17 protein-coding genes are annotated in these 16,900 nt (G+C 69.5%); 10 read left to right on the top strand and 7 right to left on the bottom strand.

Annotation, left to right across the window (positions count from 1 at the left end):
- The first annotated feature begins 4 nt into the window (after positions 1 to 4).
- The 4 genes from GN153_RS04810 (at position 5) to GN153_RS04795 (ending at position 5,027) form a co-directional block, all read left to right on the top strand.
- Positions 5 to 619, top strand: a complete 615-nt coding sequence (locus GN153_RS04810) for a YIP1 family protein (protein WP_159900379.1) — start codon at positions 5 to 7, stop codon at positions 617 to 619.
- A 41-nt stretch (positions 620 to 660) separates the two neighbouring features.
- Positions 661 to 924, top strand: coding sequence for a hypothetical protein (locus GN153_RS04805; RefSeq protein ID WP_159900377.1), 264 nt, complete (start codon positions 661 to 663; stop codon positions 922 to 924).
- Between the two features lie 159 nt (positions 925 to 1,083).
- Positions 1,084 to 3,300 (top strand): OB-fold nucleic acid binding domain-containing protein, encoded by a 2,217-nt coding sequence (locus GN153_RS04800; RefSeq protein WP_159900375.1) that lies wholly within the window; start codon positions 1,084 to 1,086, stop codon positions 3,298 to 3,300.
- Positions 3,301 to 3,377: 77 nt separating this feature from the next.
- A complete protein-coding gene (locus GN153_RS04795) occupies positions 3,378 to 5,027 on the top strand; it encodes a tRNA uridine(34) 5-carboxymethylaminomethyl modification radical SAM/GNAT enzyme Elp3 (RefSeq protein WP_159900373.1) in 1,650 nt (549 codons plus the stop codon).
- On the opposite strand, the gene GN153_RS04790 is transcribed toward GN153_RS04795, so the two are convergent.
- The 3 genes from GN153_RS04790 to folP form a co-directional block, all read right to left on the bottom strand.
- On the bottom strand, positions 5,028 to 5,417 hold the full coding sequence (locus GN153_RS04790) for a cupin domain-containing protein (RefSeq protein ID WP_159900371.1): 390 nt from the start codon (positions 5,415 to 5,417) through the stop codon (positions 5,028 to 5,030).
- Between the two features lie 72 nt (positions 5,418 to 5,489).
- The gene (locus GN153_RS04785; RefSeq protein ID WP_159900358.1) at positions 5,490 to 6,185 is read right to left on the bottom strand and encodes a 6-hydroxymethylpterin diphosphokinase MptE-like protein; all 696 of its coding nucleotides are present in this window, start codon (positions 6,183 to 6,185) and stop codon (positions 5,490 to 5,492) included.
- Between the two features lie 136 nt (positions 6,186 to 6,321).
- Complete coding sequence (gene folP, locus GN153_RS04780) at positions 6,322 to 7,449, bottom strand: dihydropteroate synthase (RefSeq protein ID WP_159900356.1); 1,128 nt, start codon at positions 7,447 to 7,449, stop codon at positions 6,322 to 6,324.
- A gap of 188 nt (positions 7,450 to 7,637) precedes the next feature.
- Between folP and GN153_RS04775 the strand changes: the two genes are divergently transcribed.
- The 4 genes from GN153_RS04775 to GN153_RS04760 all read left to right on the top strand — a co-directional run bounded on the left by GN153_RS04775 (position 7,638) and on the right by GN153_RS04760 (position 10,421).
- On the top strand, positions 7,638 to 8,720 hold the full coding sequence (locus GN153_RS04775; RefSeq protein WP_159900354.1) for a DUF2092 domain-containing protein: 1,083 nt from the start codon (positions 7,638 to 7,640) through the stop codon (positions 8,718 to 8,720).
- 112 nt (positions 8,721 to 8,832) lie between these two features.
- Positions 8,833 to 9,357, top strand: coding sequence for a hypothetical protein (locus GN153_RS04770; protein ID WP_159900352.1), 525 nt, complete (start codon positions 8,833 to 8,835; stop codon positions 9,355 to 9,357).
- Entirely contained in the window at positions 9,354 to 10,115 is a 762-nt protein-coding gene (locus GN153_RS04765) for an RNA methyltransferase (RefSeq protein WP_159900350.1), read from the top strand. Before GN153_RS04770 ends, GN153_RS04765 begins: the two co-directional genes overlap by 4 nt.
- A 42-nt stretch (positions 10,116 to 10,157) precedes the next feature.
- The gene (locus GN153_RS04760) at positions 10,158 to 10,421 is read left to right on the top strand and encodes an MTH865 family protein (RefSeq protein WP_159900348.1); all 264 of its coding nucleotides are present in this window, start codon (positions 10,158 to 10,160) and stop codon (positions 10,419 to 10,421) included.
- A gap of 96 nt (positions 10,422 to 10,517) precedes the next feature.
- On the opposite strand, the gene GN153_RS04755 is transcribed toward GN153_RS04760, so the two are convergent.
- The 3 genes from GN153_RS04755 to GN153_RS04745 all read right to left on the bottom strand — a co-directional run bounded on the left by GN153_RS04755 (position 10,518) and on the right by GN153_RS04745 (position 13,220).
- Positions 10,518 to 10,844 (bottom strand): hypothetical protein, encoded by a 327-nt coding sequence (locus GN153_RS04755; RefSeq protein WP_159900346.1) that lies wholly within the window; start codon positions 10,842 to 10,844, stop codon positions 10,518 to 10,520.
- Between the two features lie 49 nt (positions 10,845 to 10,893).
- Positions 10,894 to 12,249: an FAD-dependent oxidoreductase gene (locus GN153_RS04750; RefSeq protein WP_159900344.1), complete on the bottom strand. Its 1,356-nt coding sequence runs from the start codon at positions 12,247 to 12,249 to the stop codon at positions 10,894 to 10,896.
- 116 nt (positions 12,250 to 12,365) lie between these two features.
- The gene (locus tag GN153_RS04745) at positions 12,366 to 13,220 is read right to left on the bottom strand and encodes a helix-turn-helix transcriptional regulator (RefSeq protein WP_159900342.1); all 855 of its coding nucleotides are present in this window, start codon (positions 13,218 to 13,220) and stop codon (positions 12,366 to 12,368) included.
- Positions 13,221 to 13,359: 139 nt separating this feature from the next.
- On the opposite strand from GN153_RS04745, the gene GN153_RS04740 reads away from it, so the two are divergent.
- On the top strand, positions 13,360 to 14,526 hold the full coding sequence (locus tag GN153_RS04740) for a thiolase C-terminal domain-containing protein (protein ID WP_159900340.1): 1,167 nt from the start codon (positions 13,360 to 13,362) through the stop codon (positions 14,524 to 14,526).
- Positions 14,523 to 14,987 carry a Zn-ribbon domain-containing OB-fold protein gene (locus tag GN153_RS04735; RefSeq protein WP_159900338.1) on the top strand — a complete coding sequence of 155 codons (465 nt, stop codon included), beginning with the start codon at positions 14,523 to 14,525 and terminating at the stop codon, positions 14,985 to 14,987. Before GN153_RS04740 ends, GN153_RS04735 begins: the two co-directional genes overlap by 4 nt.
- Here the strand turns inward: GN153_RS04735 and gatE are convergent.
- Positions 14,980 to 16,857 carry a Glu-tRNA(Gln) amidotransferase subunit GatE gene (gene gatE, locus GN153_RS04730; RefSeq protein WP_159900336.1) on the bottom strand — a complete coding sequence of 626 codons (1,878 nt, stop codon included), beginning with the start codon at positions 16,855 to 16,857 and terminating at the stop codon, positions 14,980 to 14,982. The two genes, GN153_RS04735 and gatE, sit on opposite strands and share 8 nt — an antisense overlap.
- Between the last annotated feature and the right edge of the window lie 43 nt (positions 16,858 to 16,900).

The raw sequence follows: 16,900 nt of genomic DNA, 5'->3' as shown, positions 1-16,900 counted from the left end.
GGGTGTGACTCAGTGGGCCGAGAACACCGACCTCGGGCGCGAGCGCGGCCCCGTCGCGGTCCTGCGCGCGTGGGTGGAGGTGCTCGTTTCCCCCCGCCGGTTCTTCCGGGGGAAGGTCGCGCCGGGCGACCAGGCCCCGGGGCTGACCTTCGTGGCGGCGGTCGTCCTGGTCTCCGAGACCGTCCGGCTCGCGGTCGTGGACAACGCCTACCCGGTCATCGGCGGCCAGCCGGCCGCCTCGGCCGTGCTGTGGGTGCTCTTCGTCGTCGTGCTGGTCGCGCCCGCGGGCGTCCACCTCACCGCAGCGCTCCAGACCGTCATCCTGATCGGGACCGTCGAGGACCGCGCCGGCGTCAGCGAGACCGTGCAGGTGCTCTGTTACGCGACCGCGCCCTGCGTGCTCGTCGGGCTCGCGAACCCCTGGGTGACCGGCGCCGTCACCGTCTGGGGGACTGTCCTCTTCGTCGTCGGCGTCAGCGAGGTCCACAGCGTTCCCCTGGCGACGGCGCTCGCCGTGGCCGCCGTGCCAGCCGCTCTCGCCTTCGGCTACGGGTTCGGCGGACTCGAGGCGCTCGCGGCCGTCGCCGAGCAGGCGAGACTCCTCGCGGGCCAGGCCTGACTCCCGGCGGGCTTTTGTCCGTCCCCGCTCTCGGTCCGGACATGTTCACGCTGGATATGGACTCGTTCATGTTCGAACTCAAGGAGGGGACCGTCAAGCACGTCGGCGCCTCGAACGCCGCAGCGACCGCGAAGCTGTACGACGTTACGGACGTCGGGAGCCGCGAGTTCGGCGACAAGCGGGTGAAACTCGCCTTCGAGGATGACGAGGGCAACGAGGTCGAGGTGGCACTGTTCCCCGAGGAGGCGGCCGAGTTGCGGGCCGGGCTGGAAGAACTGGCCGAGGGGAGCGAGGGCGGCGACTGAGCCAGCGAGGGAGCCGGGCTCACGAGCACCGGCCGGGGAGACGCGGCCGGCCCGCGAGGAGACGACCTGTTCGGCTGACCGAGGGGTACGCCACCGGCCCTCACACTGGAGCGAACGGATTCGACAACCGTTTTAGGCCGGGGGCGCTTGTCACTGCCAATGGGTTCGTGTATCATCTGCGGCACGTCTGTCGACGGCCGCATCTGTGAGTTGCATGAAGAGGACGTCGTCTTCGAGTTCCGCGGGACGCAGCCGGACGAGCTGACACCGGGTCGGTACTACCGCGGCACGGTCGACGGCTACGCGGAGTTCGGCGTGTTCGTCGACATCGGCGACCACGTGACCGGGCTCCTCCACAAGAGCGAGCTGGACCAGCGGCTGGACAGCCTCGACTGGGACGCCGGCGACACGGTCTTCGTTCAGGTCAAAGGCGTCCGCGACAACGGGAACATCGACCTGGGCTGGTCGATCCGACAGGACGAGTCGTCGTTCCGCGGCACGCTCGTCGACGACCCCGAAGCCGACGCGGAGTACCTCGCCGAGGAGGACGAAGCGGGAAACGCGCACGGGGGGGCGACTGACGGGTCGTCCCCCGCGTCCGCAGAGAGGGAGGAGGGAACCGACGACGAGGCCGGGGACGACGGAGCGACCGAGTCCGCCGAACCCGCTGAGACTGGAGTCGGCGCCGGAAACGCGACCGAGTCCGGTGAGTCGGAGAAGGCCGAGGAGTCCGCCCCGCGTGCGGGCGCCGTCGCCGCGCAGACGGAGGACCGCCCGGCCCGGGCCGGAAGCGTCGACGACCGGTCGGAAGGTGCCGGGGCTGCGGCAGGCGAGGCGGAGGCCGGGGAGACACCGGCGGCCGAGGACGGCGACGACGCCGAGTCCGTCGACGGGACGCCGACCTTCGAGCAGGTGACCATCGACTCGCTCGCCGACCGCGTGGGCGAGCGCGTCCGGGTCGAGGGCGAGGTCGTCACCGCCAGACAGACCTCGGGCCCGACGGTGTTCGAGTTGCGAGACGAGACCGGAACCGTCGACTGTGCGGCCTTCGAGGAGGCCGGCGTCCGCGCGTACCCCGAGGCCGGCGAGGGCGACATCGTCCGCCTCGAGGGCGAGGTCGAGCGCCGCCGCGGCGAGCTCCAGGTCGAGACCGAGGGGCTGGTCGTCCTCGAAGACGAGGAGCGGGACACGGTCACCCAGCGGATGGACGAGGCGATGCTCCAGCGCGCCCGACCGGACGAGGTCGACCCGCTGGCGGCAGACCCGGCCGTCGAGTCCGCCCTCGAGGGGGTCCGCGACGCCGCGACCGCCGTCCGGCGCGCGGTGCTGGAGGGGCGGCCGGTCATCGTCCGGCACAGCGCAACCGCCGACGGCTATCTGGCGGGCGTGGCGCTGGAGCGGGCGACGCTCCCGCTGGTCCGCGAGCACAACACCGGCGCCGACGCCGAGTACCACTACTTCGACCGGCGGCCCCTAGAGGGCTCGGTCTACGACATGGACGACGCCACGGGCGACGTGACGGACATGCTCTCGAACCGGGCCCGCCACGACGAGCAGTTCCCGCTGTTCGTCTTCCTGGCCGCGGGCGGCACCGCCGAATCCCAGGACGCCCTGGACCTGCTTGGCGTCTACGGCGCCCGCCGCGTCCTCGTCGACGAGCAGGAGGTGGACGCCGACATCGCGGAGACCGTCGACGTGCTCGCCACGCCCGATGAGGGCGAGACGACGGCGACCGCGCTGGCCGCGACGCTCGCGGCCCACGTCAACGGCGACGCCCGCGAGGAACTCCGCCACCTCCCGGCGGTGAGCTTCTGGGAGGAGACGCCCGAGGAGTACGTCGACCTCGCCGAGGAGGCAGGGTCCGGCGCCGAGGAGACCACCCGGATGCGCGAGGCCGTCGCGCTGGAGGCGTACTACCAGTCCTACGAGGACAAGCGCGAGCTGGTCGCGGACCTGCTCTACGGGGAAGGCGACCTCGTCGAACACGTCAGCGAGCAGTTCCGCGAGCGGATGAGCGCGGAGGTCGAGACCGCCGAAGCGAACATCGGCACCCGCGAGGTCGGCGGCGAGACCGTCCTCGTTCTGGACACCGACGCCTACACCCACCGCTACGAGTTCCCGCCGGACCGGCTCCTGCTGGACGAACTCTACCGCCGCCACCGCGAGGAGGCCGCCGCCCTCTTCGGGGTCGGCACCGACGAGGCCTTCGTCCGCGGCGACGTCGACGTGCGAACGCTGGTCGAGCGGGCACAGGAGGACGCCCCGGAAGCGGGCCTGGACGCCCGCGGCGCCCGCGAGGGGCGCGTCGAGTTCCTCGCCGGCGAGCGCGAGGCCGCCCAGGAAGCGCTGCTGGCGGCGCTGGCGGAGTCGCTGTAGCCGGCCAGTAGCGCACAGTAGCGCGCCCGGACCTCGGAGCGACACCCTTAGGCAGCTACCTCGATTACCGAACGCCGATGAGCAGCGACGCGGCCGTCGACACCTTCGAGCGGGTCTGCGAGGAGCTGGTCGACCGGATCCTCGCCGGCGAGGTCGACAGCGACGGCCTCGAGACCGCCAAGAAGGAAGTCTGCGGGGAGTACTCTGCGTCGAAAGTCCCACAGAACTCCGATCTGATCGACCACGCGCCCGAGCAACACCGCGACGCGGTCGCGGAGGTGGTCCAGCGCAAGCCTGTCCGGACGGCCTCGGGGGTCTCGCCGGTCGCGATCATGACCTCGCCCCACCGGTGTCCCCACGGCAAGTGTCTCTACTGTCCCGGCGGCCCGGACTCGGAATTCTCGAGCGCCCAGAGCTACACCGGCCACGAGCCAGCCGCCGCCCGCGGGGAGCAAAACGACTACGACCCGTACGGGCAGGTCCGGCTACGCCTCGAACAGTTGCGCCAGATCGGCCACCCCGTCGACAAGGTCGAGCTGATCCTGATGGGCGGGACGATGACCGCCCGGAGCCACGACTACCAGGAACACTTCGTCAAGCGGGCGCTGGAGGCGATGAACGACTACGACCCGACGGGCGAGCCCCAGCCCGCCGAGGGGGTCAGCTTCGCCCAGGACCCCGAGGAGTACGAGTTCCGGTACCTGGAGGACGTCATCACGGAAAACGAGACCGCCGACGTGCGCAACGTCGCCACCACCTTCGAGACCAAGCCCGACTGGTGTGGCCCCGAGCAGGTCGACCGGATGCTCGACCTCGGAGGGACCAAGGTCGAGGTGGGCGTCCAGACCACCTACGAGCGGGTCAACCGGGAGATGCACCGCGGGCACGGCGTCCAGGCCTCGATCGACGCCAACCGCCGGCTGCGCGACGCCGGCTTCAAGGTCGGCTTCCACATGATGCCCGGCCAGCCCGGCATGTCCAAAGAGATGTGCCTGGAGGACTTCCGGCGGATCTTCGAGCGCCCGGAGTGGCGCCCGGACTACCTGAAGATCTACCCCACCCTCGTCGTCGAAGGCACCGCCACCTACGACTGGTGGCACCGCGGGGAGTTCGAGCCGCTGGACAACGAGGAGGCCGCCGAACTCGTCGCCGAGGTCAAGTCGATGATCCCCGAGTACACCCGGCTCCAGCGCGTCCAGCGGGACATCCCCGCGGACTTCATCGAGGGCGGGGTCTGGAAGTCGAACCTCCGGCAGCTCGCCCGGCAGCGGATGGACGAGCACGGCTGGACGTGTGACTGCATCCGGTGTCGGGAGGTCGGGCACCACGAGGAGGAGCCCGGGGAGGTGACGCTCGACACCACGGAGTACGAGGTCGCTGGCGGCCGGGAACACTTCATCAGCTTCGAGGACCGGGACTGCGACATCCTGGTGGGCTTTTGCCGGCTCCGGTTCCCGAACGACCCCGTCAGGCGGGAGCTCAAGGACGCAGCGGTCGTCCGCGAACTCCACGTCTACGGGAGCGAGGTCGGGGTGGGCGAGACTGGCGGCGACGACAGCCAGCAACACCAGGGGTATGGCCGGCGGCTCCTCCGGGAGGCCGAGCGGCTGGCCGCGGACGCCGGCTACGACAAGCTGGCCGTGCTCAGCGGGGTCGGCGTCCGGGAGTACTACCGCGAGAAGCTCGGCTACCACCAGGACGGCCCCTACGTCTCGAAGCGGCTCTGACTACCCGGGTGCCCCCTCCGTGTCGGGGTCGTAGGGCTTGCCGATATCGAATTTCGGTGCGCCGACGCCGAGCACGCGGACCGGCTCGTCCGCCCGGTCGGGGTTGTGCGGCCGGATCGGACTCTTGGGTTCGACGACGAACGTCTCGCCGGCGGGCACCTCGTACCCCTCCTCGGGCGTCTCGACGTGTAGCGTGCCCGAGAGCACATAGAATAGCTCCTCGCGCTGGTCGTGGTAGTGGTACTCCTGGGCGAGATCCTCGCCGGGCTCCAGCGTGTAGACGGCCGCCGCGAGGGTCGCGAGGTCGGCAGCGTCGGTCAGCGACCGGCGGTCACAGGGGTGGTCTTGCGAGGGCGGGAGGTCGGCAGGGTCGAGTGCGTGATAGCCCATGGGCGAAGGTAAACCCGGTGGGACCAAGAGACTGCGGGCGGGGCTGTGTGGCCCTCGTGCCACGAGAGAGCCTCACACCGGGAGCGCCTTGACGTCGATCCCGCCCCGGCGCTCGTCCAGCACCGCGAACCGCTCGTCCCGGCGACGTTCCAGCCAGTGGAGCAGCCGCTCGGCCCAGACGAGCTTGCGGGCTTTCATCTCATCGACGGAGGAGTCCTCGAAGTCCCAGCCCGGGAAGACGAGCTCGTCGGCGCCGAGGTGGTCGGCGAGGAAGGCCGCGCGGTCGCCGTCCGTGAAGCCGCCGAAGTTCCGGACTCCGTCGACGGGCGCGGCCTGTGTCGTCGGGACGACCGCCTCCCGGGCGAGGCGAGGGCCGTACGCCTCGACTGCGGGGACGTTGTCGCCGTGGGCGTGGGCGACCACTGGAGTCCCCGCCCGTGCGAGGTCGACGGCCCGTTCCGGCGCGGAATCGAGGTCCGTCACCACACAGTCGACGGCGAGACCGGCCTCGCGGAGCCGCGAGAACGCGGCACCCGCGGCGAAGACGGCGTCGGCGCCCTCGACGGCGTCGAGTTCGTCGGACAGCGTGGCGGCGCCGCCGGCTATCGCGACGGTCCCGCCAGCGATCCCCAGCCGGCGGAGGTCGTAGGGCTCGCGGTCGCCCACGATGTCGGCAAGGCGGTCCCGGGCGCGCTCGTCGGCCGCCCGGTCGAAGCCGAAGTCCGCGAGGATGACTTCGTAGACGGGCTCCCAGGTCTCGAAGTTCATCGGTAGCTGTAGTAGCTGGTGCTGGTGGGCGGTGCGCCAGATAATCCGGGTTGAGCCGAAGTGGCACGAGACACCCCTGCCCGCGTGCCCTTTCGGCCTTCACGCGGCGCTTGCGGCGCATCCGGCATAAGTTTTCTTACCGGGACGCCTCGCGAACGCGGTCCAGCGCGGCTACAAGCGCCGGCGGCTCGGTAACGCTGTCGGCCAGGCTCCGGAGTGCCGCGACGGTCCCCGCGAGGACCACGCGGTCGCCAGTCCCGGTGACGACGACGTCGTGGCCCTCGGCAGCCGTCCGCAGGCGCTCGCGTGACTCCGCGGGCAGCGCGAGGGTGAACGACCGGGCGACCGCCCGGCCGGGGTCGGCATCGCCGTCGACGGCCTCGAACTGCCGCCGGGCCTCGCCGACGGCCGTCACGTCCAGTTCCTCGACGCCCGTTTCGGGGTTCCGGACCCGTTCGCGGGCGAAGGCGTCGCCGACGAGGGCGGCGTCGACGGTCTCTTTCACGTCGTGGGTCCGGACGACGTGGGCGCCGCGCTCGACGGCCATCGCGGTGGCGGCAAGCGAGACCGGTAGCGACTCGTCGGTCGAGCGCCCGGCAAGCTCCCGCAGGAAGTTCTTCCGGTTGATCGAGACCAGGATCGGCTGGCCGACCGCGCGGAACTCCCGGAGGCGGCGGAAGGTCTCGCGGTCGTCGTCGGTGGTCTTCTCCTCGCTCCAGCCGCCGAAGGCCGGGTCGACGATGGTCTTCTCGGTCACGCCATTTCGAAAGAGCGCATCGTAGATCTCGTCAACGTCCTCGATGGCTCCGGGTCGCTCCAGGTCCGGCGGGCTGGCCATCTTTCCGACGGCCACATCGTACTCCTCGCAGACCCGGGGCATCTCCGGGTCCGCGAAGCCACAGATGTCGTTGACCATGTCGAAGCCCCGGTCCAGGGCCTCCTCGGCGACCTCGTGGTAGCGGGTCTCGATGGAGAACACCGCGTCGCCCGAGACGGATTCGATGGTCTGGACGGCCGTCTCCAGCCGGTCGAGTTCCCCCTCGGCGGAGAGTACGTCGAACTTCTTGTTCGCCGACTCGAGGCCGACGTCCACGATGTCCGCACCCTCGCCGATGAGGTCCTCGTCGACGTAGGCGGCGGCTTCGGCGGGGTCGTCGTAGACCGACGGGTCGTAGGGTGACTCCTCGCTGACATTGAGAACGCCCATGACCCGCGGGGGGTGGTCGTCGCCGATCTCCAGCCCGGCGGCGTCGACAGTTCGCATACCCACATGTGGGCTGCGAGCCTGTTAAGCCGGTCGGTCACGGGTAGCTTGCGCGGCGTCGACCCGGCGGGAATCCCGTCCGGCGCGCCTTCCGGGGCGGGGGGTGGTATAAGTACCTTTTCCTCGTTTTCCACCCGGGCAGGCTCCGACACCGTTTGAAGTGGATGCCGGGTGAATCCACGAATGCAATGTCCCCGAAACGCAAAGCCCTCCCCGCGCTCGCGGTCGCCGCGCTGCTGGTGCTCGCGGGCTGTGCCGGCTTCGCCGGACAGCTCGACGACGACCAGCAACAGCAGGTGGCCGACCGCCTCGCGGACAGGCTCGAGGAACTGGACGGTTTCGAAGCGACCATGACGACCGAAGTAGAGACGGGTGACCGGTCCGTGACGTCGAAGGCCGACGTGGCTGTCGACCTCCGGACCGGCGAGTATCGGATGGAGACGCTCCAGCCGGAGCAAAACGCCGGTGACGTGACAGTCTACAACGGCTCGGCGATGATCAGCTACGACGAAAGCGAGAACGTCTACCACACCTTCGACGTCGAGATGGACGGTCCCGCGATGGGCTCGAACCTGAGCGCGCAGTTCGACCAGCTCGTCGAACAGACGGACGTCATCTACAACGGGACCGAGACGGTCGAGGGCACGGAGGCCCACAAGGCCACGCTCGTTCCCACGAACGAGTCGGACGGCTTCGTCGACTCGGTGACGCTGTGGGTCGAGACCGACCGGATGGTCCCCGTGAAGATGGAGATGGAGTCCTCGGCGATGGCTAACCTGACCACGACGGTCACCTTCTCGGACGTCGAACTGAACCCCGAGTTCGAGGCGGGCACCTTCGAGTTCGACCCGCCGGCTGACGCGACCTACGAGGACAACGTCGTCGAGACCGAGACGGAGACCTACGAGGACCGCGACGAACTCGCCTCGGCGGTCGACCTGGACGTGCCGCCCGCGGAGCTCCCCGAGGGCTTCTCCTTCGAGGACGCGACCGTCTTCGAGAGCGAGAGCGGTGAGCCGCGGTCGGTGATGGTCGATTACAGCGACGGCGAGCACGACGTGACGGTCTCGCTCTCGGAGGCCACCGACGCGATGCAGGTCGAAATGGAGGGTGACGAGCAGGTCACCGTCGACGGTCACGACGCGACCTACCGCTCCGTGGGCGACTCGACCGGGAACGTGGTCTGGTCGTGTAACGGCACCGAGTACGTGGTCTTCGGCAACCTCGAGAAGTCGACGCTGCTCTCGGTCGCCGACGGGATCGGCTGCTGAGCCCCTCGACAGAGACTAGTCTGCCGTGACCGGGTTCCGCCGTACGCTTTTCCTACCGTCACCCCCGGGCTGCTTCAGACGACTTTTGCCCGCCAGGGGCGTACCGCCGGGTATGGCGAAAGTCTCCATCGGTCTGCGCGGCTGGCGCTTCGACGAGGACCTCGTCTTCGACGAGGACGGCACCGTCCGGGACATCGCGGAGATGCCCGAAGACACCCGCAACCGGCTGATACGGCTTCAGGCGCTGCTGGGCGAACCCTGCAGCGCCTGCTGGCTGGTCCACGGTCAGGAGAACGTCGAGCAGTGTAACATGGGCGACGTGGTCTACGGCGAGCCGCTCGCGGAGGTGTTGCTCTGTACCGAACACGAGCCGGATTTCGTCTACTGGTTCCAGGAGGAAGGCGGCTCGGAGTACGCCGGCACCGCCACCCTCCAGGACGAGTTCTTCGAGTGGTTCGCCGAGGGCAACCGTGCCCCCGAGTCGTTCGGCCCGGTCGAGCACGTCGACGAGGCCCCCGACGACCTCCCCGACCCGATGCAGGCCGAGAGCCTCGACGAGGTGGCCGAGCAGGCCGCCGAACTCGAGGAGGAAGAACAGGAGGCGCTGGACCTCGACCTCGACGATCTGGACGTATGAGCGACGACGAGGCGGGCCGGCGCACGGACGCGGACGGGAGCCCGGGGCTCTCGGTCGCGGTCGTCGACGCCGAGACCCCCGGGAACGTCGGTACCATCGCCCGCGCGATGAAGAACTTCGGGCTCGCGGACCTGTACCTCGTCGACCCGCCCGAGCTGGACCCCGAGGGGGAGGCCTACGGCTTCGCCGGCGCCGCCCGCGAGGACGTGCTCCCCGGCGCCCGCGAGGTCTCCTTTGACTTCCTTGTCGAGCAGTTTCACACTGTGGGCTTCACCGCCGTCACCAACGAGGACGCGACCAAACACGTCCGCTACCCGTTCGCGACACCGGCCGAACTGGCAGAGGACCTCCGGGGAGTCGACGCGGCGACCTGTCTGGTCTTCGGCCGCGAGCGGGTCGGGCTCACCAACGACGAACTCGCCAGACTCGACCAGGTGGCTTCGATCCCCGCCAGCGCCGACTACCCGGTGCTGAACCTCGGCCAGGCTGCGACGGTGGCACTGTACGAACTCCGGGAGCTGAGTCTTGAGGAGAGCCAGCTCCCCGAGCGGACCGACCGCGCCGATGAGCGGGCCATCGAGGGGCTGCACGACCAGTTCGCCGACTTCCTGGAGGCAGTCGGCCACCCCGAGGAGAAACGGCCGAAGGCTGGCCGGCTCTGGCGCCGGCTGCTCGGGCGCGCGCACCCGACCGGACGGGAAGTCCGGACGCTTCGGGGCGTGTTCAGGAAAGCGAGCCAGCGGCTGCGGGAGGAGTGACCTGCGGGAAGAGTTTTTGTGATCGCTGCCGAACTCCACACCGTGACTTCTGATACCGCAGAACGACTCAGACAGGAGCTAGAAGAGGTGTTCGGCGGCGCGGACTTCCCGGTCGACGGCCCGATGGAACTGGTTCCGGCCCTTCCGGATGGCCCGGGCACGACCTTCGAAGCGGGTGACGTGTCGATCAAGGTGATGGACCTCGGGATGACGTACGCCGACTATCAGGACTACCCCTACGAGACGGCCGACGAGTTGGTCGACGACCTGATGCACGGGTTTCGCGAAGAGGGGCTGTTCGAGTAACCGCCACTTGAAACCCTGGGCGGGGCGTTTCACCGCACGTTGCCACCCGGTGCGGGGACCACACGGAAGCTGGCAAAACCGGCCCGGGCGGCGCCCTCACAACACCCGGAGTCGGTACCCTTCAGCCGCGGTGTCGTCGGTCAGCCGGCCGGCTTCGCCCGCGGCGTCGAGCAGTTCGGCGACGAACTCTTTGGGCACCTCGACGCCGATGAAGTCGGTCCCGTCGCGACCCGTTGTCAACCGCGCCATCGTCCGGTCGGTGCCGTCATCGTTGTAGATACTCCCGACGCGGTCGCCGTCCCGGTAGAATCGGAGGGTCACATCAGTCGGTTCGACCGAGTCGAAACTCACCTCGAACACCCGGTCGTCGCTCTCGAACCGGGCAAGCATGCACTCGTCCCGTTCAGTCACGAGCGTCTTCATACCCCCAGTACGGGCCCAGGGCGGATAACCCCGAGACCTACCCGGGCGGTTAGAGCGGAGATGGTTTGAGCACACGCCAGGCGACTGTCGGACGGAGGAGCGACGTCGGCCGCCGCTCCAGCGAGATGACCCGGGCGTACGCGTCTGCCAAAGTCGCGTCCCGGTGAGCCTTGCGAGTCAGCCTGGACAGATACCGGTTCAGAAGGTCCGTCCCGGTCGGCTTCGGTCCCTCGGTTTCCTCGAACCGGAAATCGGTGCCCACGGCGACGTTCCACGCGTCCTCGATGACCGGTTCGACCCGGTCGAAAAACTGAACTCCGATGTCTTCGGCTCCCGTTTCTGCAAGCGTGTGATGGAGCTGTAACGCTTGCAGCGCTGCGACGGACATCCCTTGCCCGTAGACCGGATTGAAACTCGCGACCGCGTCACCGGCGACGACCAGCCCGTCCGGGAAGCGCTCCAGGTCCCAGTACCTCCGGCGCCGGCTCGAGGGGACCGGATACTGTGCGACTTCCGTCGAGGCTGGCTCGTGGGTGTCGAGGAGTCTCTGGACCGGCTCGGCCGGGAGTTCGGCGGCGAAGTCTCGCAGCCCGTCGATGGTCGACGGTGGGTGGTCACCGTGGACGCCGAACAGCGTCACGACCCACCGGTCGCCCTCGACCGGCAGGACCACGACCCCGCGTTTCCGCGGCGGGGACGGCATGACGTGAAACGCGCGCCGGTCGTCCGGCGGTCGGCAGAGGAAGGCCGTGCTGTAGGCCAGGTCGACGTGGACCTCCTCCAGAGGCGGCACGCTGTAGCCGTGAGCCTCCAGCCAGTCGGGCGTTCGTGACGTCCGGCCGGTCGCGTCGACGACCACGTCAGCGGTAAGCCGCTCGGATCGCGCCTGCTCGTTACGGAGTGTGACGCCGGTGACCGTCGTGTCACGGTCGTCCGTACGGTAGCCCGTGAACTGACAGTTGTCCCGGAGCGCGACATCGTCACGGGCGGTGAGGTGGCGTCGCGTCACCACCTCGAAGAGCGGTCGAGTCCCACAGTACATCGGCTGTCGGTCGTCGCCATCGGCCACGAAGCCCCCCTCGTCGTAGAAACTGAAATCCGTGGCCACGTCGATCACTTCAGCACCGGCTGCGGCCAGATCCTGCTGATAGCCCGGAAACAGCGTTTCGAGCACCTCCCGTCCGGCCGTCTGGAGTGCGTGGACGTGCCGTCCCTGGGGGACGCCACGACGGGGTTCCCGGTCGTCGTGAAGCGAATCGCGTTCGAGCACGGTCACCGACTCGAAGGCATCCGCAAGAACGCGGGCGCTCACCAGGCCAGCCATACTCCCGCCGACCACGACTGCGTGGTCCCCTGCCGTCGAGACTCGTTCGCTGTCGTATTTGGGTATTGCAGTCAGGCTCATTGTCGATCCGTTACCGACACGTTCCGCGGGAACCCATACCAGATTATCCCGTGGGGAATTGCCCACACCGTGTGCGAGTACCCGCAGTCGTCTCCGGAACGCGCAAACAGCCCCGCTCAGGATGTCTCGGGCTCGTCGGCGAGCACGTCGAACGCACCGGGGCCGACCTGAGTTCCGGCGTCCCGATATCGGTCGATCAGGTCGTGCGCCGCGTCCCGAACGGTCCCGTCTGTCGTCACGACCGGCACACCGTAGGAGTCCTCCATCCGACCGGGGTCGCTGCGTTTGATCAGGACCGTTTCGTCGATGATCCACATGTTGCAGGGGAGAGCTGCCTCATGTAGGTGGAGTTCACCGCCCGCCTCGAGGATCGCTTGCCACCGCTCGCGACGTCTCTGTGTCTCGATATACGGTTCGACGTGGTCGGTGGGGACGACACCCTCCAGGCGGAGCTGTCCCGATACGATGGCATCGTGCGTGACGCGGAGGAACGACTCCGGCGGAACTAGGTGTGTCAGGGCCCTGAGCTCGCTTGCCTCGCGGACCAGGTCAGTCATGTAGTCGATCGTGTCTACAGGGTCGCCGCGGTCCGGACGCCTGACCGTCGCGTCGGCGAAATCCTGGAGTCCGACCGAGAGTTCGTCGAGCGGGAGCCACTCGACGGCGCTTCCGAGTTCCTGGATAGCCTCGACTGCGCGGACAAGCGGTGTCAGCTCCCGCACGAGCTGTCTGCCGACAGGGGTCGCGGCGTAATTGCCGTCCGTCGTGCGTTCGACCCAGCCGCGGTCTTCAAGCTCATTCACGATCCGGTCAACCGTCGTCCGGGTTGCCCCACTGGCTTCTTTAGCCTCCCGCCGGGTCCGCGGCCCCTCGGCGAGACAGTCGAGTATCCTCACGCGGTTCGGCGACCGTGTGAGATAGGCGATCTCCTTGAGCGCGTCTTCCATCGTTCCGTCCTCCCGCTCGCCCATAGGGGTCTGCTTGTCAACCCTCATATTAATATTTGGTCGCACGTTCCGGCGACGCTCACCCGAGTCCGGCCGGTATGTGAGCGCACGCGACGGCCGGAACGGACCGAACGGTTAAGCGGGCCGGGCGGGAACTCCGAGCATGGTACAGGCTCACATCGCAACCGTCGGAACCTCTCCGGTCGGCCGGACGGACCTGCCCGGCCGGGACCTGTTCTCCCGGGCACTGGCCGAGGCCTTCGAGGGGTTGCCCGACCCCGCCGAGGTCGTCGACGCCGTTTACGTCGGCGCACAGTCCGAGCGCTACGAGAACCAGATCATGCAGGGGACGCTGCTGGCGGAGTGGGCCGGGCTGCGCAACTGCCCGGCCGAGCGCGTGGAGGCCTGCGCTGCTGCGGGCGCGCTCGCGCTGAAAAACGCCGTTCGGGACGTCCGGGCCGGGGTCCACGACGCGGTGCTGGCCTGCGGGGTCGAGAAGATGACCGCCGGGGGGACCGAGGGCGCGACCAACGCCCTGGCGGCGGCTTTCGAGCGCGCGCTGGAACAGCGCTCGGGCATCACCGCGCCCAGCCAGTACGCGCTGCTGGCCCGGCGCTATCTCCACGAGACCGACGCGACCGAGGAGGACCTGGCGCGGATCGCGGTCAAGAACCACCGCAACGCCGCCGCCAACCCGCGCGCGATGTTCGACCACGAGGTCGACGTCGAGACGGTCCTCGAGTCCGACCCGGTGGCGCCGCCGCTGAAGCTGTACGACTGCGCGCCCGTCAGCGACGGCGCAGCCGCGGTGCTCGTCGCTGAGCCCGGAACTGCGGCCGACCTGGGCACCGAGCCCGTCGAAGTCGCAGGGGTCGGGACCGCGGCGAACACGCTCGCGGTCGCCGAGCGCGACCTCACCTACGTCGAAGGCGCGGACGTGGCCGCGGGCCGCGCCTACGAGGAGGCGGGGGTCGAACCGGCCGACGTGGACGTCGCGGAGGTCCACGACGCCTTCACCGTCTGCGAGGCGCTGCTCGCGGAGGCGGCCGGCTTCGCCCCCGGGGGGAGGGGCGCCGAGACGGTCCGCGAGCCCGGCGAGCGCTCTCCGGGGTGGACCGACGTCCGGGTCAACACCAGCGGCGGCCTCAAGGCGCGCGGTCACCCCATCGGCGCGACCGGGCTGTTCCAGGCCGTCGAGGGGTACGAGCAGCTGACCGGCCGGGCCGGCGACCGTCAGGTCCCGGATGCGGATACCGCGCTGCTGATCAACGAGGGTGGCCTGGCGGATGCCCACACCGCAGTACACGTCCTCCGGAGGGCCGGCAGATGACGGAGGGACCGCGGACGGGGCCGCTTGCGCCCGAAGACGTCACCAGCGGCTCCCCCTTCACGCTGCCCGGCTTCTTCGACGCGCTCGCGGAGGGGCGGCTCGTCGCCGGCCGGTGTACGGACTGTGGGACCCACCTCGTGCCGCCGCGGCCGGCCTGTTACGGCTGCGGGAGTCGGGCGGTCGAGACCGAGGAGCAGCCACAGACCGGGACGGTCGTCAGCTACACCGCCGTCTACCAGCCGCCCTCACCGTTCGCCGACCTCGCGCCGGTGACGGTCGCAGTCGTCGAACTCGACTCGGGCGCGCGGCTGGCCGGGCGAGTGACCGCGGACCTGGAAGAGGTCGAAATCGGCTCGGCCGTCGAACTCCGGGTGCGCGACCCCGCGGAGGTCGGCATCGACCCCGAGATGCACCTCTCCTACGAGGCCGAGTGGCCCGTCCACGAGTTCGCGCTCAGGTAGCCCGCTTCTGGATCTCCTCGCGGAGCACGTCGCTCACGACGTCGCCCTCGGCTTTCCCCCGCAGCGCGCCCATGCACTCGCCCATCAGCGCGGAGAAGGCACCCATCCCCTCCTCCTCGACCTGGTCGGCGTGGCGCTCGACGACCTCCACGACCGCTTCGCGGACCGCCTCCGTATTGGCGCTCCCCAGGTCCTCCTGTTCGGCAGCCTCTTCGGCGGAGAGGGCAGGCTCCTCGGCCAGCGCGGTCAGCAGGTCCGGGACGCCCTCGGAAGCCACCTCGTCGTCGGCCAGCAGGGCGAAGACCCCGCGGAAGTGGTCGTCGGTCAGTTCCTCGACGGGGACGCCGTCCCGGCGAAGCTCCGTGACGGTGGACTCGACGGTCCGGGCCGCGAGGTTGGGGTCGACGCCGCGCTCGACGGCCGCCTCGAACAGCGGCATCCGGCGGCCGTAGGCGACCTGTTCGGCCAGGCTCCCGTCGAGGCCGAACTCCTGCTGGTAGCGGTCGACCTTCTCGGTAAGGAGCTCGGGCGGCTCGACCTCCGAGGGGTCGGGTTCGACTGGCGGCACGTCCGTCTCGGGGTACATCCGCGCCGCACCCGGCAGCGGCCGCAGGTACCGGGTGGTGCCGTCCTCGTTTGCGTCCCGGGTCTCCTCGGGGACGCCCTCGATGGCGGTGGCCGCGCGCTCGGCGACGGCGTCGATGGCCAGTTCGGCGGTCTCCGGGTCGTCGGCAACGAGCGCGACCGCATCCCCCTCCTCCGCCCCCACGGCCTCCCGTAGCGCCTCGACTTCCTCCTCGGTGACGCCGTAGGCGGGGAGTTCGTCGGTGTGGAAGATGCCTCCCGCACCGTGGCGTTTGGCGTGGTCGGCGAACTCCGTCCCCAGCCGGCGGTCGGGCAGGAGCTCGTGGCCGACGAGCCCGTCGAAACCCGCCAGCCGGACGGCCATCGCCCGCCCGCCATCGGAGAGTGCGCCCCGGATGACGCCGCTGTCGGTGTCCGCGAAGACCTCGGTCACGTTCCGGGGGTCGCCGACGGCCGCGTCCCTGTCGGTGAGTTCAGCCCGGATATCGAGGAGTTCGGCCTGGCGGGCCACCTCGTTGCGGACGATGTCGTCGATGTCATCCAGACTCTGGACGCCCTTGATCTCCACGCGTGCGCCCTCGGCGATGGAGACGTTGACGTCCTGGCGGATCGTTCCGAGGCCGCGTTTGACCTTTCCCGTCGAGCGAAGCAACATCCCGATCCGTTCGGCGGCCTCGCGGGCCTGTTCCGGGCTCCGGATGTCGGGGTCGGTGCCGATCTCGACGAGGGGGATCCCCAGGCGGTCGAGGCTGTAGCGCACCCCGGTGTCGGTCTCCTCGACGCGCTGGGCGCTCTCCTCTTCGAGCATCATGTCCTCGACGCCGACCGGCCCCTCGCTGGTCTCGATGGCGCCGTCGGTCGCGACGAGCATCGAGCGCTGGAAGCCAGTGGTGTTGGAGCCGTCGACGACGATCTTCCGCATGACGTGGGCCTGGTCGACCGGGTCCATGTCCAGCAGGGCGGCGATCTCGAGGGTCGTCTCCATGGCCTCGCGGTCGACCCGCCCCGGGGGCTCGTCGTCTTCCTCGACCAGGCAGGTGGAGTCGTAGGCAAGATACTCAAACTCCCGCTCGACGCGGCTCTCCTCGAGGGCGGCGGCGTCGATCTCCCCCAGCTCCGACTTGGTGGGGTGGAGATACCGGGTGAAGCGACGCGTCGACTCCTCGGGCTCGCGCAGGTCCGTCGGACACGCACAGAACAGCTTGGTCTCGGTGTCGAGTTGCTGGTGGATCTCCAGGCCGGCCACCAGCCCCAGCTCCTCGTAGTCGTACTCGCCGGTGCTCATTACCGGAGGCCACACGCCGCGGGGGCAAAAAACGCACTATCGG

Source organism: Salinirussus salinus, assembly GCF_009831455.1.
GTDB lineage: Archaea > Halobacteriota > Halobacteria > Halobacteriales > Haloarculaceae > Salinirussus > Salinirussus salinus.
This window is presented reverse-complemented; position numbering and strand designations above follow the sequence as displayed.

Coding starts and splice junctions, on each gene's coding strand:
- GN153_RS04800 (WP_159900375.1), top strand. CDS start 1,084: ATGGGTTCGTGTATCATCTGCGGCACGTCTGTCGACGGCCGCATCTGT.
- GN153_RS04785 (WP_159900358.1), bottom strand. CDS start 6,185: ATGAACTTCGAGACCTGGGAGCCCGTCTACGAAGTCATCCTCGCGGAC.
- GN153_RS04805 (WP_159900377.1), top strand. CDS start 661: ATGTTCACGCTGGATATGGACTCGTTCATGTTCGAACTCAAGGAGGGG.
- GN153_RS04770 (WP_159900352.1), top strand. CDS start 8,833: ATGGCGAAAGTCTCCATCGGTCTGCGCGGCTGGCGCTTCGACGAGGAC.
- GN153_RS04735 (WP_159900338.1), top strand. CDS start 14,523: ATGACGGAGGGACCGCGGACGGGGCCGCTTGCGCCCGAAGACGTCACC.
- gatE (WP_159900336.1), bottom strand. CDS start 16,857: ATGAGCACCGGCGAGTACGACTACGAGGAGCTGGGGCTGGTGGCCGGC.
- GN153_RS04790 (WP_159900371.1), bottom strand. CDS start 5,417: ATGGGCTATCACGCACTCGACCCTGCCGACCTCCCGCCCTCGCAAGAC.
- GN153_RS04765 (WP_159900350.1), top strand. CDS start 9,354: ATGAGCGACGACGAGGCGGGCCGGCGCACGGACGCGGACGGGAGCCCG.
- GN153_RS04750 (WP_159900344.1), bottom strand. CDS start 12,249: ATGAGCCTGACTGCAATACCCAAATACGACAGCGAACGAGTCTCGACG.
- GN153_RS04745 (WP_159900342.1), bottom strand. CDS start 13,220: ATGGGCGAGCGGGAGGACGGAACGATGGAAGACGCGCTCAAGGAGATC.
- GN153_RS04740 (WP_159900340.1), top strand. CDS start 13,360: ATGGTACAGGCTCACATCGCAACCGTCGGAACCTCTCCGGTCGGCCGG.
- folP (WP_159900356.1), bottom strand. CDS start 7,449: ATGCGAACTGTCGACGCCGCCGGGCTGGAGATCGGCGACGACCACCCC.
- GN153_RS04795 (WP_159900373.1), top strand. CDS start 3,378: ATGAGCAGCGACGCGGCCGTCGACACCTTCGAGCGGGTCTGCGAGGAG.
- GN153_RS04775 (WP_159900354.1), top strand. CDS start 7,638: ATGTCCCCGAAACGCAAAGCCCTCCCCGCGCTCGCGGTCGCCGCGCTG.
- GN153_RS04755 (WP_159900346.1), bottom strand. CDS start 10,844: ATGAAGACGCTCGTGACTGAACGGGACGAGTGCATGCTTGCCCGGTTC.